This is a genomic window from Halobellus limi (assembly GCF_004799685.1).
GTDB lineage: Archaea > Halobacteriota > Halobacteria > Halobacteriales > Haloferacaceae > Haloquadratum > Haloquadratum limi.
This window is the reverse complement of sequence record NZ_CP031311.1, coordinates 496,900-512,689: the sequence shown is the minus strand read 5'-3', so window position 1 is coordinate 512,689 and position 15,790 is coordinate 496,900. Positions and strand designations below refer to the sequence as shown.

The following is a 15,790-nucleotide window of genomic DNA, read 5'->3' as shown; positions in this document are numbered from 1 at the left end:
TGCACCACGGAACATAAAACCATATATGCGCGTCTGCGACGGTCTACGGGTCGTTCGTCGTCGTCAGTCGCCTGCGACGAGACTCAGCCGAGGCGTTCGACGAGGTCCGCGCCCTCGACGTAGACGAGGTCGTTCCGGCGGGCGTACTCGAGCGCGGCGGTCGGCGTCCGAGCGCCGCCGGACTCCGCGTCGAGCATCTCACAGACGACGACCGCGGGGGGGAGATCCGCCGCCTCGGCGAGGGCGAGACCCAGTTCGGTGTGGCCGCGGCGGTCCGCGAGGAGCTCGGGTGCGCCGCGGAGGACGTGGACGTGGCCCGGGGTGCGGAAGTCCGTGGCGAAGTCCGAGACGTCGTAGTCGGCGTCGGGCGTTCGGGCCGTCGACGCGGCCTCGGCGAGACGGCGGATCGTGAGCGCGCGGTCGTCGTCGGTGATCCCGGTGAACGTCTCGCGGTGGTTCACCGGTAAGGAGAATGACGAGCGGTCGTCGTACCCGAGGTCGTGATCGGCGGCCGCCGGGTGGTCGAGTTCGTCCTCGAGGAAGGGGAGGCCGAACGCGTCGGCGACGTCGTCGGGAACGGCCGCACAGATCAACCCCCCGGCGTCGCGCCGGAGTCGAACCACGGCGTCGGCGTCGACGGCGCCCGCCGGGTAGACGAGGTCCGTCTCGCCCTCCCGGTCGGCGGCGTCGTGGACGAGGACCGGATCACCGCGCCGAAACGCGGCGATCGCGCGGTCGACGGCGTCCTCGGCGCCCAAGTCAGTCTCGGTCGTCGCCTCGGCCTCGGTCGCCGCGTCGCCCTCTCCGGCACCGTCGGGGGCGACGTCCGTCGTCGTCCGGGTCATCGAACCGCCTCCACGCTGACGGTGACGACGTCGCCGTCCTCCAGCCCGAGCGCGTCGCGGAGCCGGACCGGCGCGATGACCTCCAGTTGGGTCTCGTCGTGGTGGGTCCGCTCGGGGACGATGATGTGCGCCGTCTCCGCGGCGTCGCCGCCGTACTCGACGGTCGCGTCGTAACACGTCGCCGGACCGAACGTCCGCTCCTCGTCCTCCCAGCCGTCGATGGGGATGCCCGGGAGCGACGAGACCGCGGATCGCGACCGGACGCTCTCCTCGTCGAGGTCGACGTTGAGCGTCCCGGGGAACGGCTCGTAGCCGAGTCGCTCCTCGAACTGTTCCATGTAGCCCGATAGCGAGATGTAGTGCCGACCCTCGCCCATCCCGCTCGTGATGACGCCGTCGAGTTCGACCGTCGAGGGGTCCGTCCCCTCGAAGATGCGTCGGTAGTGTGAGTACTCGCGGTGCAGCGCCGCCTCGCCCGACTCGGTCAGCGACACCCACTGCCCGTCGGCGACGACGTCGCGGTCGACGTGACCCGTCTCTTCGAGGCGCTGGAGCCGTCTCGACGCGGTCTGGTTGGAGGCGTCGAGGCGGCCGGCGAGGTCCGAACAGGAGATCTTCACGGGGCCGGACCGCGCGCCCGCGAGGGCGACGAACTTCAGCGCCGCCAGCTCGTCGTGCCCGACGGCGGAGACTGCCGATTCTGACATTGTCCGGAATTGGACGGCCGCCGTGTTAAGGATAACGGCTATGAGATTCGTAACGAAAATGGAACGGTTGGTCCGGGGCTGCGATCACGTTCCTGTGAGACGTTTCAGAGTTGGTCGAGGCAGTTCCTAAATGCGTCGATAGCGGTATCGCAGTGGCGTTCCGGGGAACGCGCGGACGACCGGCCGAGCCCGTTCGGAAAGGCCTTTAGCCGCGGTTGCTGAACGGCGAGTATGTTCAGAGCCTTCCGTACGGAGGTCGAGGACGCGGTCGAGGCGGCGCTCGAGTCCCTCGACCTCCCGGCCGACGACCTCGGAGTCGAGGAGCCCCCGGAGGACGTCCCGGCGACGCTCGCGTCGAGCGTCGCCTTCCGCCTCGCGGGCGAAGTCGGCGCCGCGCCGCCGTCGGTCGCCGCGGACGTCGCCGACGCGATCGACCTCGACGGCTACGAGTACGTCGCCGGCGTCGACACGCAGGGACCGTACGTGAACTTCTACGTCTCCGACGCCTACTACGCCGACACCCTCGCCGCCGGCCGCGAGGAGAGATACGGCGAACTCCCCTCGACCGGCAAGTCCGTCGTCGTCGAGCACACGAGCGCGAACCCGACGGGCCCCGTCCACGTCGGGCGCGCACGGAACCCGATCTTCGGCGACGCCGTCGCCCGCGTGCTCGATTACGCCGGCAACGACGTCGAGCGGCACTACTACGTCAACGACGCCGGCCGCCAGGTCGCCGTGTTCACCTGGGCTTACGAGACGTTCGACGACTCGGACCTCCCCGAACCCGAACGCGACCGCGCGGACTACGACCTCGTCCGCTACTACCGGAAGGGCAACGAGTTCCTGGAGAACGAAGACGAGGACGTCGTCGAGGAAGCGGAGGCCGAGATCGCCGAGATCATGCGGGGGCTCGAAGCGGGCGACGAGGACACCTACGAGCGCGTCGCCGTCGTCGTCGATCAGGTTCTCGGCGGGATGCGAGCGTCGCTCGAACGGCTCCCCGCGGAGTTCGACCGCTTCGTGAAGGAGACGCAGTTCATCCGCAACGGCGACGCCGACGACGTGGTCGAGCGGCTGAAAGACACCGAGCACGCCGTCTACGAGGAGGACGCCTGGCAGCTGGACCTCTCGGCGTTCGACCTCGAAAAGAACCTCGTCTTCCTGCGCTCGGACGACACGACGCTCTACACCACGCGCGACCTCGCCCACCACGAGTGGAAGTTCGAGAACTACGACGAGGCGGTGACCGTCCTCGGCGAGGATCACAAGCTCCAGGCCGAACAGCTCGAAGCGGCGCTGGAAATCCTGGGCAACGACACGGAGAAGCTCCGGCAGACGTTCTACTCGTGGGTCAACCTCCCGGAGGGCGGGATGTCGACTCGCGAGGGGACCGGCGTCGACCTCGACGACCTGCTGGACGAGTCGATCCAGCGCGCTCGCGAGGAGGTCGAAGAGCGCCTCGATTCCCGAATCAGAAACGACGAACTGAGCGAAGACGACATCGAGCGGATCGCCCGCCAGGTCGGGATCGGCGCGGTCCGCTACGACATCGTCTCGAAGCAGCCCACGAAGGGGATCACCTTCGAGTGGGAGCGCGCGCTGGACTTCGAGGCGCAGTCGGCCCCGTACGTCCAGTACGTCCACGCGCGCTGTCGCGGCATCGAGAGCGAGGCGGCCGGCGCGGGGATCGAGGCCTCGACCGACGTCTCCGTTCTCGACACCGACGCCGAACGGGCGCTGCTCCGCGACATCGCGCGCTTCCCGGCCGTCATCGAGGCGGCCGCGGACGACCTCGAACCCCACGTCGTCGCGACGTTCGCCCGCGAGTTCGCCGAGACGTTCAACACCTTCTACCGGGAGTGTTCGGTTCTCAACGCCGACGACGACGACGTCGCCGCGGCCCGGCTGGGACTCGTCGAGGCGTCGAGACACACCGTCGCGAACGCGCTCGACGTCCTCGGGATCGAGGCGCCGGATTCGATGTGAGCGCCGGGGGAGTTCACCGCAGGCTGGCTGCAACCGAGCACGTCGTTACGACCGCGCACACGTCCGGTCGCCTCCGCCGTCCGATCGGACGCGTGCAGGGGTAACCGCTACGAACGCCTGCTGGAACCACTCACAACGCGAGCGGCGCGAGCGGGGCGATCATCCCCATAAGTTCGCCGCCGACGGCGAACACCGTCGCGACGGCGGCTCCGAGCGCCAACAGTAGGAACACGACGAGCCACCAGAAGGGAACGCGCGAATCTTTCTCTGCCATATCGACGACTCATCACACCCGCATAAAAGAAGCTCCCGCTTCGGCGCGGACGATCACCCGAAGAACCGCCCGAAGAGGCCCTTCTTGCCGTCGCCGTCGTCGTCGGACTCGCCCTGCTTCCGGTCGGGAGTGTCGTCGTCCGGTGCGGTCGACTCGTCCCCGGCGTCGCTGTCCGCGTCGCTCTCGGCGTCGTCGGAGGCATCCGCGTCGGACGCCGAATCCGTGTCGGATGCTGAATCCGCGTCGGACGCCGAATCTACGTCGACCGATTCCGTATCACTTCCGTCCCCGACGTCGTCCGCGGGTTCTTCCTCCAGCGACGTCGTGTAGACGCCGCCGTCGGGGTCGGATTCGGCGTCCGGTTCGGCGGCATCGATCTCGGCCGGCGTGGCCGGTTCCACGAGTGGTTCCGTTTCCTCGGGGGCCTCCTCACCGTCGGGACCGGTGTCCGTGGTTCCGTCCGCCGACCCGACCGTTTCGACCGCCGGATCGTCGGTCTCGACGCTGTGTTCGTAGGGGGCGAGTTCGTCGTCGGGGTCGAGGCCGCTGTCCGGGGCGATGTCGTCGTCCGGGGCGAGTTCGGCGTCCGTGTCGCCGTCGTCGGAGGCTTCGACGCCCGCCGGCGGGCGGTCGGCCTCGTGCGAGCCGGCGACGACGATGTCGTCGTCCGACCGATCAGCGTCCGACGGCGGCACTGAATCGCTCGCCTCGGCATCGGCGTCCGTCCGTGCTTCGGCGTCGGGGGCGGTGTCTTCGTCCGCCTCACGCTCCTCACCCCCGTCGCCCTCGTCGGCGCCGGCCGTTCCGTCGACAGTCCCGGCCGTCTCCTCGGGGAGGTCCACTCCCGTGAGGGCCTCGGCGAGCGCGCGGTAGGCCGTCGCGGCGGCGCTCCCCGGCGCGAACGTGGTCACCGGTTCGCCCGCCTCCGACGCCTCCGCGATCACGGCCGCGTCGGGGATCACCTCCAGCACCTCGGCGTCGAGCAGGTCGCCGATCCGCTCGCGGTCTACCGCGTCCGGGTCGGCGCGCGTGATCGCGGCACCGGCCACCGTCACGCCGAGACGGTCAGCCACCTGTCGGGTCTTGTCGGTGTCGCCGAGCGCGTCCCGCGCCGGCGTCGAGACGAGCAGCGCCTCGTCGACGTGGGTGAGCGGGACCACGGTGTCGTTGCTGAGTCCGGCGCCGGTGTCGAGGACGACGTACTCGTAGTCGGCCCGGAGGTCGTCGAGGACGCCCTCGATCCGCTCCGGGTCCGCGCGCGAGAACGCGTCGAGGTCGGACGATCCGGGAAGGACGGCCAACCCGTGCGGGCCCTCGTAAATCGCCTCCTCGACCTCGCTGGCGCCGGCCAGCACGTCGTGAATCGTCACGTCTCCGACGGAGACGCCGAGCGCGCCCGCGAGATTCGCCATCCCCAGGTCGCCGTCGACGACGGCGACGCGCTCGCCCGCGGCGGCCAGCGTGGCGGCGAGGTTCGCCGCCGTCGTCGTCTTGCCGACACCCCCCTTCGAACTGACGACTGCGTACACACGTCCCATAGGTTCGTTCCGTGACTCCCGCGTTGAGCTTATAAATCTGTCCGGGAAATCGAGGGCTCGGCGACGGTCGTCGGTGCCCAGTCGTAGGTTACTTACCCACTGGAGGGCCAATACCCCATAATGAGTACCGACGCCGAAGAGATGAGCGACGACCGCCGGAAGTACGAGTTCCGGAAGGTCATCGAGGAACTCAAAGAGTACGAGGGTTCCGGCACGCAGCTCGTCACCATCTACATCCCCCCGGACAAGCAGATCTCCGACGTCGTGGCCCACGTCACCCAGGAGCACTCGGAGGCGTCCAACATCAAGTCCAAGCAGACCCGGACGAACGTCCAGGACGCGCTGACGTCGATCAAGGACCGGCTCCGCTACTACGACACCTACCCCCCGGACAACGGCATCGTCATCTTCTCGGGCGCGGTCGACGCCGGCGGCGGCCAGACCGATATGGTCACGCGGACCTTAGAGAGCCCGCCGGAGCCGGTCCAGTCGTTCCGCTACCACTGCGATTCGAACTTCCTCACCCAGCCGCTGGAGGACATGCTGACCGACAAGGGCCTCTTCGGCCTGATCGTCCTCGACCGCCGGGAGGCGAACGTCGGCTGGCTGAAGGGCAAGCGCGTCGAGCCGGTGAAGTCTGCCTCGTCGCTCGTCCCCGGCAAGCAGCGAAAGGGTGGCCAGTCGGCCCAGCGGTTCGCCCGCCTACGGTTGGAGGCGATCGACAACTTCTATCAGGAGATCGCCGGGATGGCCGACGACCTCTTCGTCCCGAAGCGCCACGAGATGGACGGCATCCTCGTCGGCGGCCCCTCGCCGACGAAAGACGAGTTCCTCGACGGCGACTACCTCCACCACGAGCTACAGGACCTCGTCGTCGGGAAGTTCGACGTCTCCTACACCGACGAGTCCGGCCTCCACGACCTCGTCGACGCCGCCCAGGACGTCCTCGCCGACCAGGAGGTGATGAAGGACAAAGCCGAGATGGAGGAGTTCTTCGAGAACCTCCACACCGGCGAGGAGGCGACCTACGGGTTCGGTCCGACTCGCAAGAACCTGATGATGGGTTCGGTCGACCGCCTCCTCCTCTCGGAGGACCTGCGCTCGGACGTCGTGATCTACGAGTGTCCGAACGGTCACGAGGAGTACGAAGTGGTCGACAGCCGTCACAGCGACCCCGACCACGTCTGTAGCGAGTGCGGCGAGGAGGCAGAGAAGGTCGACCGCGACGACGTGATCGACCACCTGATGTCGATCGCCGAACAGCGCGGCACCGAGACGAAGTTCATCTCGACCGACTTCGAGAAGGGCGAGCAGCTCCACGACGCCTTCGGCGGCATCGCCGGCATCCTGCGGTACTCGACCGGCGTCTAACACCCACCTTTTTGCTGACTCGGGTGCGCCTTCGGCGCACCGCTCGTTGCAAAAAGCTGGACCAAAAAGCGTCCGACTCCGCCGCCTTCGGCGGCTCCGTCGGTGAACCGCTCGCTCCGCTCGCGGATGCCCAACACGCAGGCTCAGTTACGTAGCTAATTCGTTTCGAATGGCCCTGTAATTACGTTTGAGCAACCACTCGTTAGGATTACTCTCACTTTTCACCACCGGGCGCTACCCCCCGTTGCCGGCGCTCGGCGGGAAGAGACGAGAGTAATCATTATCAGGACAGCGAGAGCTATCGGGCAATCCTCGGAGCTGTCACCCGACGACCGAGCGTTAACGAGATCGGAGCTCTCGTTCGCCAACCGGAAATCGGAGATTTCTGGTGACGGCTCGAAGAGCCCGGCAGATTGCCGGATGACTCGCCGGCGGCGAGGCCAAGAGCCGACCAACGGGAGGCTCGCAGTGCTTTTGATCCAGCTTTTGCCAGCGCGAGACGGCAAAGCCGTCTCGCTGGCCGTAGACGAGGACCGGCAAAGCCGGTCCGCAGCGCAAAAGGTGGGTTCCAAGAACCTCCCGACAAAGGGACGCAAACGGTGCGAACGGGCTTAAGCGGATTCGTCCTCGAATATCACGGTTTCGAGTTTGTCCAGCAGTGGTTCGGGGTTTTCACGCTGGAAGATGTTTCGCCCGACCGCAAGTCCGTTCCCGCCGACTTCGAGCGTCGAGGACACGTCGTCGAGGAACGCCTCGTCGCTGCGTTTCGATCCGCCGCTCATCACCGTCTTCAACTCGCCCACGACGTCTTCGAGCGCCTGCCACCCCTCCTGGCTCCCCGGGTACTTGCACTTGACCACGTCGGCGCCGAGTTCGAGACCCAGGCGAGCGCCGTACGCGACGACGTCCGGGTCCGTCTGCCCAGTGTACTCCTCGTTCTCCTGGATCCCCCGTCCACGCGGGTAACTCCACAACACCACCGGGACGCCGTAGTCCCGCGCTGCCTCTTGCACCTCACGGAAATCCGTCCACATCTCGTCTTCGTGGACCGACCCCGCGTACATCGTGTACCCGATCGCGGCAGCGTCGAGTTCTTCGACGGCGTACCGCACGGAACACTGCTTCGGCGAGTAGTAGTCCTCGCGTGCGGCGAGATTCGAGTTGCCGTTCAACTTGACGAGTAGCGGTGCCCCGCCCTCGACGTCGTTCTCCGTCTCCCACAGCCGGTAGTACTCGGCGAGGCCTTTCTGTAGCGCGATCGCCGTCACCGCGTCGTGCCGCCCAACGTCGAACACGTGCGTGGGATCCGCGCTCGCGGGCATCGGCTCGAAATCCACCGGCCCGTGTTCGGTACCGTGATCGTACGCGAGGATCAACGAATTCCCGTTCCGAGTGATCGGACTCTCCTCGATGTCCTTCATATATACGAGTACACCTCTACCGAGTTTTATTCTTTCCCCGCTATCTCCGGAGCTTTTCCTAGAGGGATCACTATCACCGTCCCTACCGAGTCAGGTTACTCGTCACTAATCGAGCAGCGACACGAGTTGTCGGCGGCGACGCTCCAGGTCGACGTGGGGGTCGACGGACTCGTCGGCGGCGAGTCGATCCAGCGTCAGGAAGACGTCCGCCCCCGACGCCTCCGCGTGCTCGACGAGCGATTGGATCGCCGCGCGGTTCGTCGCCAGCGAGTCGAGGAGCGCGAGCGCGAGCAGCAGCGCGACGCCACCGTCGCCGTCCGGAATCGCCGCCGGAAGCTTCGCCTCCCCGTCCGGTTCCGAACCCTCGTCGTCCGCGGTCGGATACGTGCGGAGACAGCGCGGACAGGTCCCGACCGTCGCGGCCCCTTCGGGGGCGTGCTCGCGGAGATCTGACGGGACCGCCACCCGAACGAGCGGGCGGTCACAGACCTCACAGTGAGTCGTCATGGGAGACGGTACGGCGGCGACGATGAAAGACGTCCCGACGCGCGGACGCGGCGGCGACCCCGATCCGACGCCACGGGACCGGTATCCCTATTCGCGCCGATGCCGTACCTCGAAGCGATCAATGGCCTCGGACGCCCGCTCGCTCCCGATCGACGACCCGCGGACGCACCTCCGCGCGATCGGCGGCGCGCTCGTCGTCGTGCTCCTCGTCGTGCTGGTGGCATCGATCGCCGTCTCGCTCGGCTATCCGCTCCTCGACGCCGCGGGAATCGGCCGCGAGAGCGCGCTCGGGCTGGCGCTGCAGAGCGCGTTCCAGTTCGTCGGCTTCGGCGTCGCGGGCGTCGGCTACCTCGTCGTGACCGACCAGACGGATCTGGTTCCGACGCGTTACCCGACCCGCCGCGATCTGAAGTGGCTCGTCGGCGGCTTCGCCGGGCTGCTCGCACTGTACGTCGGCGCTACCGCGGTGCTCGGTGCCCTGGGCATCCAGGGCGCAGACAGCGCCATCGTCGACCAGGGGAGCGGCCAGCCGGTCTACTTCCTGTATCTGATCCCGGTGACGATCCTGCTCGTCGGGCCCACCGAGGAGCTGATCTTCCGGGGGATCGTCCAGGGGCAGTTCCGGCGAGCCTACGGGACGCCCATCGCCGTCGCAGCCGCGAGCGCCGTCTTCGCCGCGGTGCATCTCTCCTCCTACAGCGGCGACGGCCTGCTCGCGACGCTCGGGACCGTCCTCGTTCTGGGCGGCGTCCTCGGGGTCGTCTACGAGAAGAGCGAGAACCTCGTGGTCCCGGCTGTCGTCCACGGGCTGTTCAACACCGTCCAGTTCGCGGCCGTCTACGCGACGACGACGGGGCTGGTCGGATAGCTCGCGGCGAGAACGCACAAACACCCCTCCGATCCCGTCAGGCGGGGTTCTTCCGCGCCAGCTCCGTCCCGCAGATCGGACACCGATCCCGGTGCTCGTCGAACTCCCGCCCGCAGCCCTGACACTGGAACGTCCACTCGCGCGTCTCGGAGATGCCCTCGCGGGCGATGATCTTCACCTCGACGTCGACGTGGTCGGCGACGTTCTGCATCGCGTAGTCGTCGGTGACGAGGACGGCGTCGAGTTCGAACGCCGCCGCGAGCAGTCTGACGTCGGTCTCCGAGAGCGTCTCGGAGTCGCCCGTCTCGCGGGCCGCGCGCTGGATCTTCTCGACAGTGCCAGCGGCGGGGATGTGGACGTGCATCCCGGAGCCCTCGTCGGCGTCGTAACGGTACGACGCCTCGCCCTCCAGTTCCTCGCGGACCATCGGAATGGAGGCGATCTCGTCTGTGGTGTGGTACTCGTGGATGAACGCCGAAGAATCGAGAACCTGCATCGGACGTCGCCTTCAGTTATGGTTGCACGACGATGTAGTCTTTGACGTCCTGTACGCGGGAGACGGGGACGCGAACGATCGTCTCGTTCTCCTCGTCGGTCCCCGTCTCGAATCCGAGCGCGTTCGGATTGACGTCCTCGTACGGCGAGACGAGCAGATCGCCGATCGTCCCGGTCTTGACGTTCATCTCGACGTTGTACAGCGCTCCGAGTTGGGCTCCGTCCGCCCCCATCACGCCCTTCCCGGAGAGGTCCTCCGCGAGTTCGTCCGGCATACCTCACGCTACTTCGTACTATCACATAAACGCCACGGGCGGCGCGAGAACGGGCGGTCCGATCGGCGCCGGAGTGTTCATCGGACACGAGGGCGGCAGTCGCGGTGAATCCGAACTCGCTCGTCGGAAGCCACAGCGGACGTGATCGCCGCCGTCCGCGGATGACGATGGACTTAACTACAGTCCAGCAGTGAGTTACGGTAAGGAATTTCTCCGGGGTGATTCTCTATGTCTGACACCGACGCCGCCTCGACAGCCGAATCGAACGCGCTACGGACACCGATAGTCGCCGTTCTCGGCCACGTCGACCACGGCAAGACGACCCTCCTCGATACGATCCGCGGCTCCGCGGTGAGCGAGGGCGAGGCCGGTGCGATCACCCAGCACATCGGCGCGACGGCGGTCCCCTTAGAGACGGTCTCGGAGATGGCCGGCGACCTCGTCGACCCGACGGACTTCGACCTGCCGGGGCTACTGTTCATCGACACGCCGGGTCACCACTCGTTCACGACGCTGCGCTCTCGGGGCGGCGCGTTAGCGGACATCGCGGTCGTCGTCGTCGACGTCAACGACGGCTTCCAACCGCAGACCATCGAGGCGCTGGAGATCCTCCAGCGGACCGGGACGCCGTTCGTCGTCGCCGCGAACAAGATCGACACCACGCCGGGGTGGAACCCCAACGACGGGCGACCGATCCAGGAGACCTACGAGAAGCAATCGCAGAACGCCAAGAGCCGACTCGACGAGAACCTCTATGAGATCATCGGCGACCTCTCCGACGAGGGCTTCTCTGCCGATCTGTACTGGCGCGTCCAGAACTTCACGAAGAACGTCGGCGTCGTCCCCCTCTCGGCGATCACAAGCGAGGGGATCCCGGACCTGCTCGCCGTCCTGATGGGGCTCTCCCAGCGCTACATGAAGGAGCAGATGGCCGTCGACGTCAGCGGCCCCGGCGCGGGGACGGTGCTCGAAGTCAAGGACGAGCGGGGGTTCGGCGCGACGGTCGACGTCGTCCTCTACGACGGCAGCGTCCGCGCGGACGACGAGATCGTCGTCGGCGGGATCGACGGCCCGATCGTGACCGAGGTGCGGGCGCTCCTGCAGCCCCGACCGAACGCGGAGATCAGAGTCGAGAAGCGCTTCGACAAGGTCGAGGAGGTCCGCGCCGCCGCGGGGATCAAGATCGCCGCGCCCGAACTCGACGACGCGATGGCCGGCGCGCCGATCCGCGTCGTCCGCGACCGCGACCTCGACGACGTGATCGAGGAGGTCGAGTCCGAACTCGCCGAGATCCAGGTCTCCACCGAGGAGGAGGGCGTCGTCGTCAAGGCCGACACGCTTGGGAGTCTGGAAGCGATGGCCAACGCCCTCCGGGAGGCCGAGGTCCCGATCCTCCGCGCGGAGGTCGGCGACGTCGCCCCGCGGGACGTCGCGGTCGCCTCGACGGCCAACGAGGAGAAGCACCGCGTCATCCTCGGGTTCAACGTCGACGTGCTCTCGAACGCCGAGAGCGAACTCGACGAGAGCGAGGTGCGGCTGTTCGAGGACGACGTCATCTACCAGCTCGTCGAGGGGTACGAGGGCTACGTCGACGAGATCGAGCGCGCACAGCAGGAGACGGTGCTCGACAAGATCGTCCGGCCGTGTCGCTTCCGCATCCTCGAAGACCACGTGTTCCGGCAGTCCGATCCCGCCGTCGTCGGCGTCGAGGTGCTCTCGGGGACGCTGAAGAACAACCAGAACGTCGTGAAGTGGGAGGGCAACGAGACGACCCGCGTCGGCCAGCTCTCGGGCATCCAAGAGCAGGGCGAGGACGTCTCGGAGGCGCGCGCGGGGACGCGCGTGTCGGTCGCCATCGACGGCCCCACGGTGGGGAGACAGATCGATGAGGGCGACGAACTGTGGATCGACCTGCCCGAGAAGCACGCGAAGATCCTCGAACAGGAACTCGCAGACGACATCCCGGCCGACGAACTGGAGGCGCTGACGAGCTACCTCGACAAGCACAGAAAGCGCGACCCCTTCTGGGGGAAATAACCCCGTCTGCGGCTCACGCGAGCGTTCCAATCTACGGCACGGCATCGTTGTTGACGCGGCGACACCGCCTCAGCCGTCGAGATGCTCGACCAGCAGGTCCGAAACGCGGTCGGGTTCCTCGTGCGGGAGCCAGTGGGTGGCCTCGGGGAACCGTTCGAGTCGACCGTCCTCGCAGTACGTGACGCTCTCGGAGGCCATCTCGGGGACGAGCGCCTGGTCGTTCTCGCCCCACAGCACCAGCGTCGGCGCCGCGACGCGCTCGCGCGGCGGGTCGTCGCGCCGGCGGAAGAGCGCCCGGTACCAGTCGATCATCGCCGTGAGCGCGCCCTCCTCGGCCCACGCGGCGCGGTACCGCTCGAAGTCCGTCTCCGAGAACGTCCCCGGACGGGCCCCCTCTCGCATCGCGGACGTCACGAACTCGTAGCCGTTGCGGCTCGCGTTCCACTCGGGCAGTTTCGGTAGCTGGAAGTAGAACATGTACCAGCTTTTTGCCATCTGTCTGGGCTTCGTTTTGAGGAACCGCTCGAAGACCGTCGGATGCGGGACGTTGATGATGCCCAGTCGGTCGACCGTCCCCGGATGCCGGAGCGCGGCGTCCCACGCGACGGCGGCTCCCCAGTCGTGGCCGACGACGTGCGCCGTCTCGCGTTCCTCGCTCTCGACGAGGTCGACGACGTCCGCCGAGAGGCGGCCCATCCGGTAGGCGTCGAGCCCCGAGGGCTTGTCGCTGCGGTTGTAGCCGCGCTGGTCCGGCACGAGCACGCGGTAGCCCGCGTCGACGAGGTGTTCGACGTGAGCGCGCCACTCGTACCAGAACTCCGGAAAGCCGTGCAGGAGGACGACCAGCGGGTCCGCGGGGTCGCCCGCGGCGACGACGTGCAGCGTGACGTCGCCCACCTCGCGGAACGCCCGTTCGGCCGAGGGGACGTCCGGGAGGGGCGCGTTCGGCGAGCCGTGTGGACTCATCGTGCCGGGTCGTCGGTTGCGACGGCCATAATCGTTGGGTCGGGAGCATCCGGTGCACGCGTCCGGTGGGTCGGACCTTCGTCGGGGGTGAAAAAATAGAAAGCCGTTACCGAACGCGTGCGCGTTCGGTCCCGAAATCGAGTTACCGCGCGGTCGGCGTGAGACCGTCGCCGACGGTGTTCATCACCTGGAGCGCCGCGCTCGCGGCGAGGCCGCGGGCCACCTCGTCGCGGTCCTCGTCGGTGAGCCCCGATTCGAGGTCCTCCTCGTCCGGCGTGAACCCGGCGCTGACCGGGCGGCCGGCCGGCGGACGGACCGCGACGGTCGCCTGCGGGCCGTTGGCCCCGTAGGAGAGTTCCGAGCCGACGGCGTACCCCTCCGGCAGGTACGTCTGCGTCCGAGAGACGATACCGGCAACGGCAGTACGGAGTTCTCGTACCTGTGCCGCCGAGAGATCGATGTCCTCGGGACGGCCGGCATCGACGACGCCGGGTGCGCCCGCGTACGGGTTGTTTCCGTTCATTAGGGAGTGTCGTTGCCAGTAGGGGAAGACGAGTGATAAAGGCGTCGGCGGGGTCAAAAGATCGGTTCGCTCTCGCCGTAGACGGCGAGTTCGACCGCGGTCGTGTACCCCTCGCCGTCGGCCTCCGCCGTCGTGACCGTGACGTGCTCGTCGTCGAAGACCCACTCGCGGAGGTCGCGGCCGGCGGCGAGACCGACCTCGACGCTTCGCCGCACCGCGCCGGGGTCCTCGCCGGAGGCCTCGTAGAACAGCCCCGGCCCCGGTCCGACCGTCCAACCGAGGGCGGCCGAAACGGTGCCGACGCCGCCGGTCGTCGCCCGCGCCTCGACGACCGTGAGGCGGTCCCCGGCCGGACCGAGATCGGGAGCGGTGCCGACGTCCTCGACGGTCGCGCCGGCGGGGATCACCGACGAGACCGTAACCAGGTTGTAGTTGTGGACGTTCGCGTCGGCGAGCGCCGCGTCGTAGGAGGCCATCTTCGTCGGCGCGTCGCCGACGCCGCGGACGATCCGAATCGTGCTCATACCGGACAACGGCGGCGCGGAGAATAAGCGGTTACGGATCGAGTCGACAGGAGCGTGGATCGGAGCGACGGAACCGCGGATCGGGGCGGCTGAACCGCGGATCGGAGCGACGGGACCCCGTCGGGGCCGGCCAGCGCCGACCGCTCAGTACTGGTAGGTCGTCGGCCCGGGAATCGTCGTCTGCTCTTCGGCGTCCTCGACCTTCTCGTAGGCGTCGTCGAAGTCCTGCCTGCGGACCTCGGTGCGGTCGTCGCGGATGGCGAACATCCCGGCCTCGGTGGCCAGCGCGGCGATCTCCGCGCCGGAGTAGTCCTCCAGCTGCTCGGCGAGGTCCGCGAAGTCGACGTCGGCGGCGACGTTCATGTCGCGGGTGTGGATCTCGAGGATCTGTTCGCGACCCTCCGGAGCGGGCTTGGGGACCTCGATGAGGCGGTCGAAGCGGCCGGGGCGGAGGATCGCCTCGTCGAGCATGTCGAAGCGGTTCGTCGCGGCCATGATACGGACGTCACCGCGGTCGTCGAAGCCGTCCATCTCCGAGAGGAGCTGCATCATCGTCCGCTGGACCTCGGCGTCGCCGGAGGTCTTCGAGTCCGTCCGCTTGGCGGCGACGGCGTCAATCTCGTCGATGAAGATCACCGCGGGCTCGCGCTCGGCGGCGAGGTCGAAGAGGTCGCGGACGAGCCGCGAGCCCTCGCCGATGAACTTCCGCACCAGCTCGGAGCCGGCCATCTTGATGAAGGTAGCGTCGGTCTCGTTGGCGACGGCCTTCGCGAGCATCGTCTTGCCCGTCCCCGGGGGCCCATACAGGAGGACGCCCGACGGCGGCTGGATCCCCACCTTCTCGAACATCTCCGGGTTCGTGAGCGGGTCCTCGACGGCCTCGCGGACCTCCCGGACCTGTTCGTCGATGCCGCCGATGTCCTCGTAGGAGACCGCCGGCGAGGCCTCGATCTCCATCGCCTGCGCGCGGGAGTCGGTCTCGTCGTCCAGCAGTTGCTGGATGGCGAAGGAGTCGTTGATGGCGACTCGATCGCCCGCTTCGAGTTCGCTGTCGAGGTGCGGCGACGCCTCGGTCAGCACCTCCTGGTTGTTGCCGTGCTGTTTGATGACGATGCCGTCGTCGGTCAGCTCCTCGACCGTCGCGAGGTACAGCGAGGAGGTCTTCAGCGTCTCGTTGCGACGTTTCAGCTGTTCGACCTCCTCGCGCAGCTCCTCCTGGCGGTCGGTCGCCGAAGAGAGCCGTTCGTCGAGTTCGTCGTTGACGTTGAGGAGCCGTTCGTAGTGCTGGCGGATCGCCGCGAGGCGTTCGGCGTCCGACATTTCCGGGTCGAGGTCCAGACGCGGACGATCTGGAAGGGACGGACTACGGGACATCAGTTGCCCGCACTTGGAGTCGGTCGTAAATGTGCCTTTGGGTAACCCCGGTGGCTTGTGGGAGCCGGGACGCGTCCGC

16 protein-coding genes are annotated in these 15,790 nt (G+C 67.6%); 4 read left to right on the top strand and 12 right to left on the bottom strand.

Annotated elements, in window-relative coordinates:
* Positions 1 to 83: 83 nt before the first annotated feature.
* Together ribB and DV707_RS02580 are read right to left on the bottom strand one after the other, a co-directional pair.
* Complete coding sequence (ribB, locus tag DV707_RS02585; protein ID WP_103990754.1) at positions 84 to 845, bottom strand: 3,4-dihydroxy-2-butanone-4-phosphate synthase; 762 nt, start codon at positions 843 to 845, stop codon at positions 84 to 86.
* Positions 842 to 1,552, bottom strand: coding sequence for a DUF120 domain-containing protein (locus DV707_RS02580; protein ID WP_103990755.1), 711 nt, complete (start codon positions 1,550 to 1,552; stop codon positions 842 to 844). Before DV707_RS02580 ends, ribB begins: the two co-directional genes overlap by 4 nt.
* 231 nt (positions 1,553 to 1,783) lie before the next feature.
* Here DV707_RS02580 and argS point away from each other — a divergent pair, with 231 nt between their 5' ends.
* Complete coding sequence (gene argS, locus DV707_RS02575) at positions 1,784 to 3,538, top strand: arginine--tRNA ligase (protein WP_103990756.1); 1,755 nt, start codon at positions 1,784 to 1,786, stop codon at positions 3,536 to 3,538.
* Positions 3,539 to 3,668: 130 nt separating this feature from the next.
* On the opposite strand, the gene DV707_RS18555 is transcribed toward argS, so the two are convergent.
* Positions 3,669 to 3,812, bottom strand: a complete 144-nt coding sequence (locus tag DV707_RS18555) for a hypothetical protein (RefSeq protein ID WP_170216804.1) — start codon at positions 3,810 to 3,812, stop codon at positions 3,669 to 3,671.
* Positions 3,813 to 3,865: 53 nt separating this feature from the next.
* Positions 3,866 to 5,350 (bottom strand): cell division ATPase MinD, encoded by a 1,485-nt coding sequence (gene minD, locus DV707_RS02570; protein WP_103990757.1) that lies wholly within the window; start codon positions 5,348 to 5,350, stop codon positions 3,866 to 3,868.
* A gap of 120 nt (positions 5,351 to 5,470) precedes the next feature.
* On the opposite strand from minD, the gene prf1 reads away from it, so the two are divergent.
* On the top strand, positions 5,471 to 6,721 hold the full coding sequence (prf1, locus tag DV707_RS02565) for a peptide chain release factor aRF-1 (RefSeq protein WP_103990758.1): 1,251 nt from the start codon (positions 5,471 to 5,473) through the stop codon (positions 6,719 to 6,721).
* A 611-nt stretch (positions 6,722 to 7,332) separates the two neighbouring features.
* On the opposite strand, the gene DV707_RS02560 is transcribed toward prf1, so the two are convergent.
* Together DV707_RS02560 and DV707_RS02555 are read right to left on the bottom strand one after the other, a co-directional pair.
* The gene (locus DV707_RS02560) at positions 7,333 to 8,142 is read right to left on the bottom strand and encodes a class I fructose-bisphosphate aldolase (protein ID WP_103990759.1); all 810 of its coding nucleotides are present in this window, start codon (positions 8,140 to 8,142) and stop codon (positions 7,333 to 7,335) included.
* 105 nt (positions 8,143 to 8,247) lie between these two features.
* A complete protein-coding gene (locus tag DV707_RS02555; RefSeq protein WP_103990760.1) occupies positions 8,248 to 8,649 on the bottom strand; it encodes a DUF6276 family protein in 402 nt (133 codons plus the stop codon).
* A 121-nt stretch (positions 8,650 to 8,770) separates the two neighbouring features.
* On the opposite strand from DV707_RS02555, the gene DV707_RS02550 reads away from it, so the two are divergent.
* Positions 8,771 to 9,517 carry a CPBP family intramembrane glutamic endopeptidase gene (locus DV707_RS02550; protein WP_103991249.1) on the top strand — a complete coding sequence of 249 codons (747 nt, stop codon included), beginning with the start codon at positions 8,771 to 8,773 and terminating at the stop codon, positions 9,515 to 9,517.
* A 37-nt stretch (positions 9,518 to 9,554) separates the two neighbouring features.
* Here DV707_RS02550 and DV707_RS02545 read toward each other — a convergent pair whose 3' ends face one another.
* Positions 9,555 to 10,013, bottom strand: a complete 459-nt coding sequence (locus tag DV707_RS02545; RefSeq protein WP_103990761.1) for an NOB1 family endonuclease — start codon at positions 10,011 to 10,013, stop codon at positions 9,555 to 9,557.
* Between the two features lie 16 nt (positions 10,014 to 10,029).
* Complete coding sequence (locus DV707_RS02540; RefSeq protein ID WP_103990762.1) at positions 10,030 to 10,287, bottom strand: PRC-barrel domain-containing protein; 258 nt, start codon at positions 10,285 to 10,287, stop codon at positions 10,030 to 10,032.
* Between the two features lie 228 nt (positions 10,288 to 10,515).
* Between DV707_RS02540 and infB the strand changes: the two genes are divergently transcribed.
* Positions 10,516 to 12,324 carry a translation initiation factor IF-2 gene (gene infB, locus DV707_RS02535; RefSeq protein ID WP_103990763.1) on the top strand — a complete coding sequence of 603 codons (1,809 nt, stop codon included), beginning with the start codon at positions 10,516 to 10,518 and terminating at the stop codon, positions 12,322 to 12,324.
* Between the two features lie 69 nt (positions 12,325 to 12,393).
* Here infB and DV707_RS02530 read toward each other — a convergent pair whose 3' ends face one another.
* From DV707_RS02530 to pan2, 4 genes are all read right to left on the bottom strand, one after another.
* Entirely contained in the window at positions 12,394 to 13,290 is an 897-nt protein-coding gene (locus DV707_RS02530; RefSeq protein WP_103990764.1) for an alpha/beta fold hydrolase, read from the bottom strand.
* Between the two features lie 142 nt (positions 13,291 to 13,432).
* Positions 13,433 to 13,813 carry a DUF5811 family protein gene (locus DV707_RS02525; RefSeq protein WP_103990765.1) on the bottom strand — a complete coding sequence of 127 codons (381 nt, stop codon included), beginning with the start codon at positions 13,811 to 13,813 and terminating at the stop codon, positions 13,433 to 13,435.
* Between the two features lie 53 nt (positions 13,814 to 13,866).
* Positions 13,867 to 14,337: a pyruvoyl-dependent arginine decarboxylase gene (locus DV707_RS02520; protein ID WP_103990766.1), complete on the bottom strand. Its 471-nt coding sequence runs from the start codon at positions 14,335 to 14,337 to the stop codon at positions 13,867 to 13,869.
* Between the two features lie 144 nt (positions 14,338 to 14,481).
* On the bottom strand, positions 14,482 to 15,711 hold the full coding sequence (pan2, locus tag DV707_RS02515; protein ID WP_103990767.1) for a proteasome-activating nucleotidase Pan2: 1,230 nt from the start codon (positions 15,709 to 15,711) through the stop codon (positions 14,482 to 14,484).
* Positions 15,712 to 15,790: the final 79 nt, after the last annotated feature.

Bases quoted from the DNA above. Each gene is read 5' to 3' on its own strand.
- pan2 (WP_103990767.1), bottom strand. From the start codon at position 15,711: ATGTCCCGTAGTCCGTCCCTTCCAGATCGTCCGCGTCTGGACCTCGAC.
- DV707_RS02525 (WP_103990765.1), bottom strand. From the start codon at position 13,813: ATGAACGGAAACAACCCGTACGCGGGCGCACCCGGCGTCGTCGATGCC.
- ribB (WP_103990754.1), bottom strand. From the start codon at position 845: ATGACCCGGACGACGACGGACGTCGCCCCCGACGGTGCCGGAGAGGGC.
- DV707_RS02520 (WP_103990766.1), bottom strand. From the start codon at position 14,337: ATGAGCACGATTCGGATCGTCCGCGGCGTCGGCGACGCGCCGACGAAG.
- DV707_RS02550 (WP_103991249.1), top strand. From the start codon at position 8,771: ATGGCCTCGGACGCCCGCTCGCTCCCGATCGACGACCCGCGGACGCAC.
- DV707_RS02545 (WP_103990761.1), bottom strand. From the start codon at position 10,013: ATGCAGGTTCTCGATTCTTCGGCGTTCATCCACGAGTACCACACCACA.
- DV707_RS02560 (WP_103990759.1), bottom strand. From the start codon at position 8,142: ATGAAGGACATCGAGGAGAGTCCGATCACTCGGAACGGGAATTCGTTG.
- DV707_RS02555 (WP_103990760.1), bottom strand. From the start codon at position 8,649: ATGACGACTCACTGTGAGGTCTGTGACCGCCCGCTCGTTCGGGTGGCG.
- minD (WP_103990757.1), bottom strand. From the start codon at position 5,350: ATGGGACGTGTGTACGCAGTCGTCAGTTCGAAGGGGGGTGTCGGCAAG.
- DV707_RS02530 (WP_103990764.1), bottom strand. From the start codon at position 13,290: ATGAGTCCACACGGCTCGCCGAACGCGCCCCTCCCGGACGTCCCCTCG.
- DV707_RS02540 (WP_103990762.1), bottom strand. From the start codon at position 10,287: ATGCCGGACGAACTCGCGGAGGACCTCTCCGGGAAGGGCGTGATGGGG.
- DV707_RS18555 (WP_170216804.1), bottom strand. From the start codon at position 3,812: ATGGCAGAGAAAGATTCGCGCGTTCCCTTCTGGTGGCTCGTCGTGTTC.
- infB (WP_103990763.1), top strand. From the start codon at position 10,516: ATGTCTGACACCGACGCCGCCTCGACAGCCGAATCGAACGCGCTACGG.
- argS (WP_103990756.1), top strand. From the start codon at position 1,784: ATGTTCAGAGCCTTCCGTACGGAGGTCGAGGACGCGGTCGAGGCGGCG.
- DV707_RS02580 (WP_103990755.1), bottom strand. From the start codon at position 1,552: ATGTCAGAATCGGCAGTCTCCGCCGTCGGGCACGACGAGCTGGCGGCG.
- prf1 (WP_103990758.1), top strand. From the start codon at position 5,471: ATGAGTACCGACGCCGAAGAGATGAGCGACGACCGCCGGAAGTACGAG.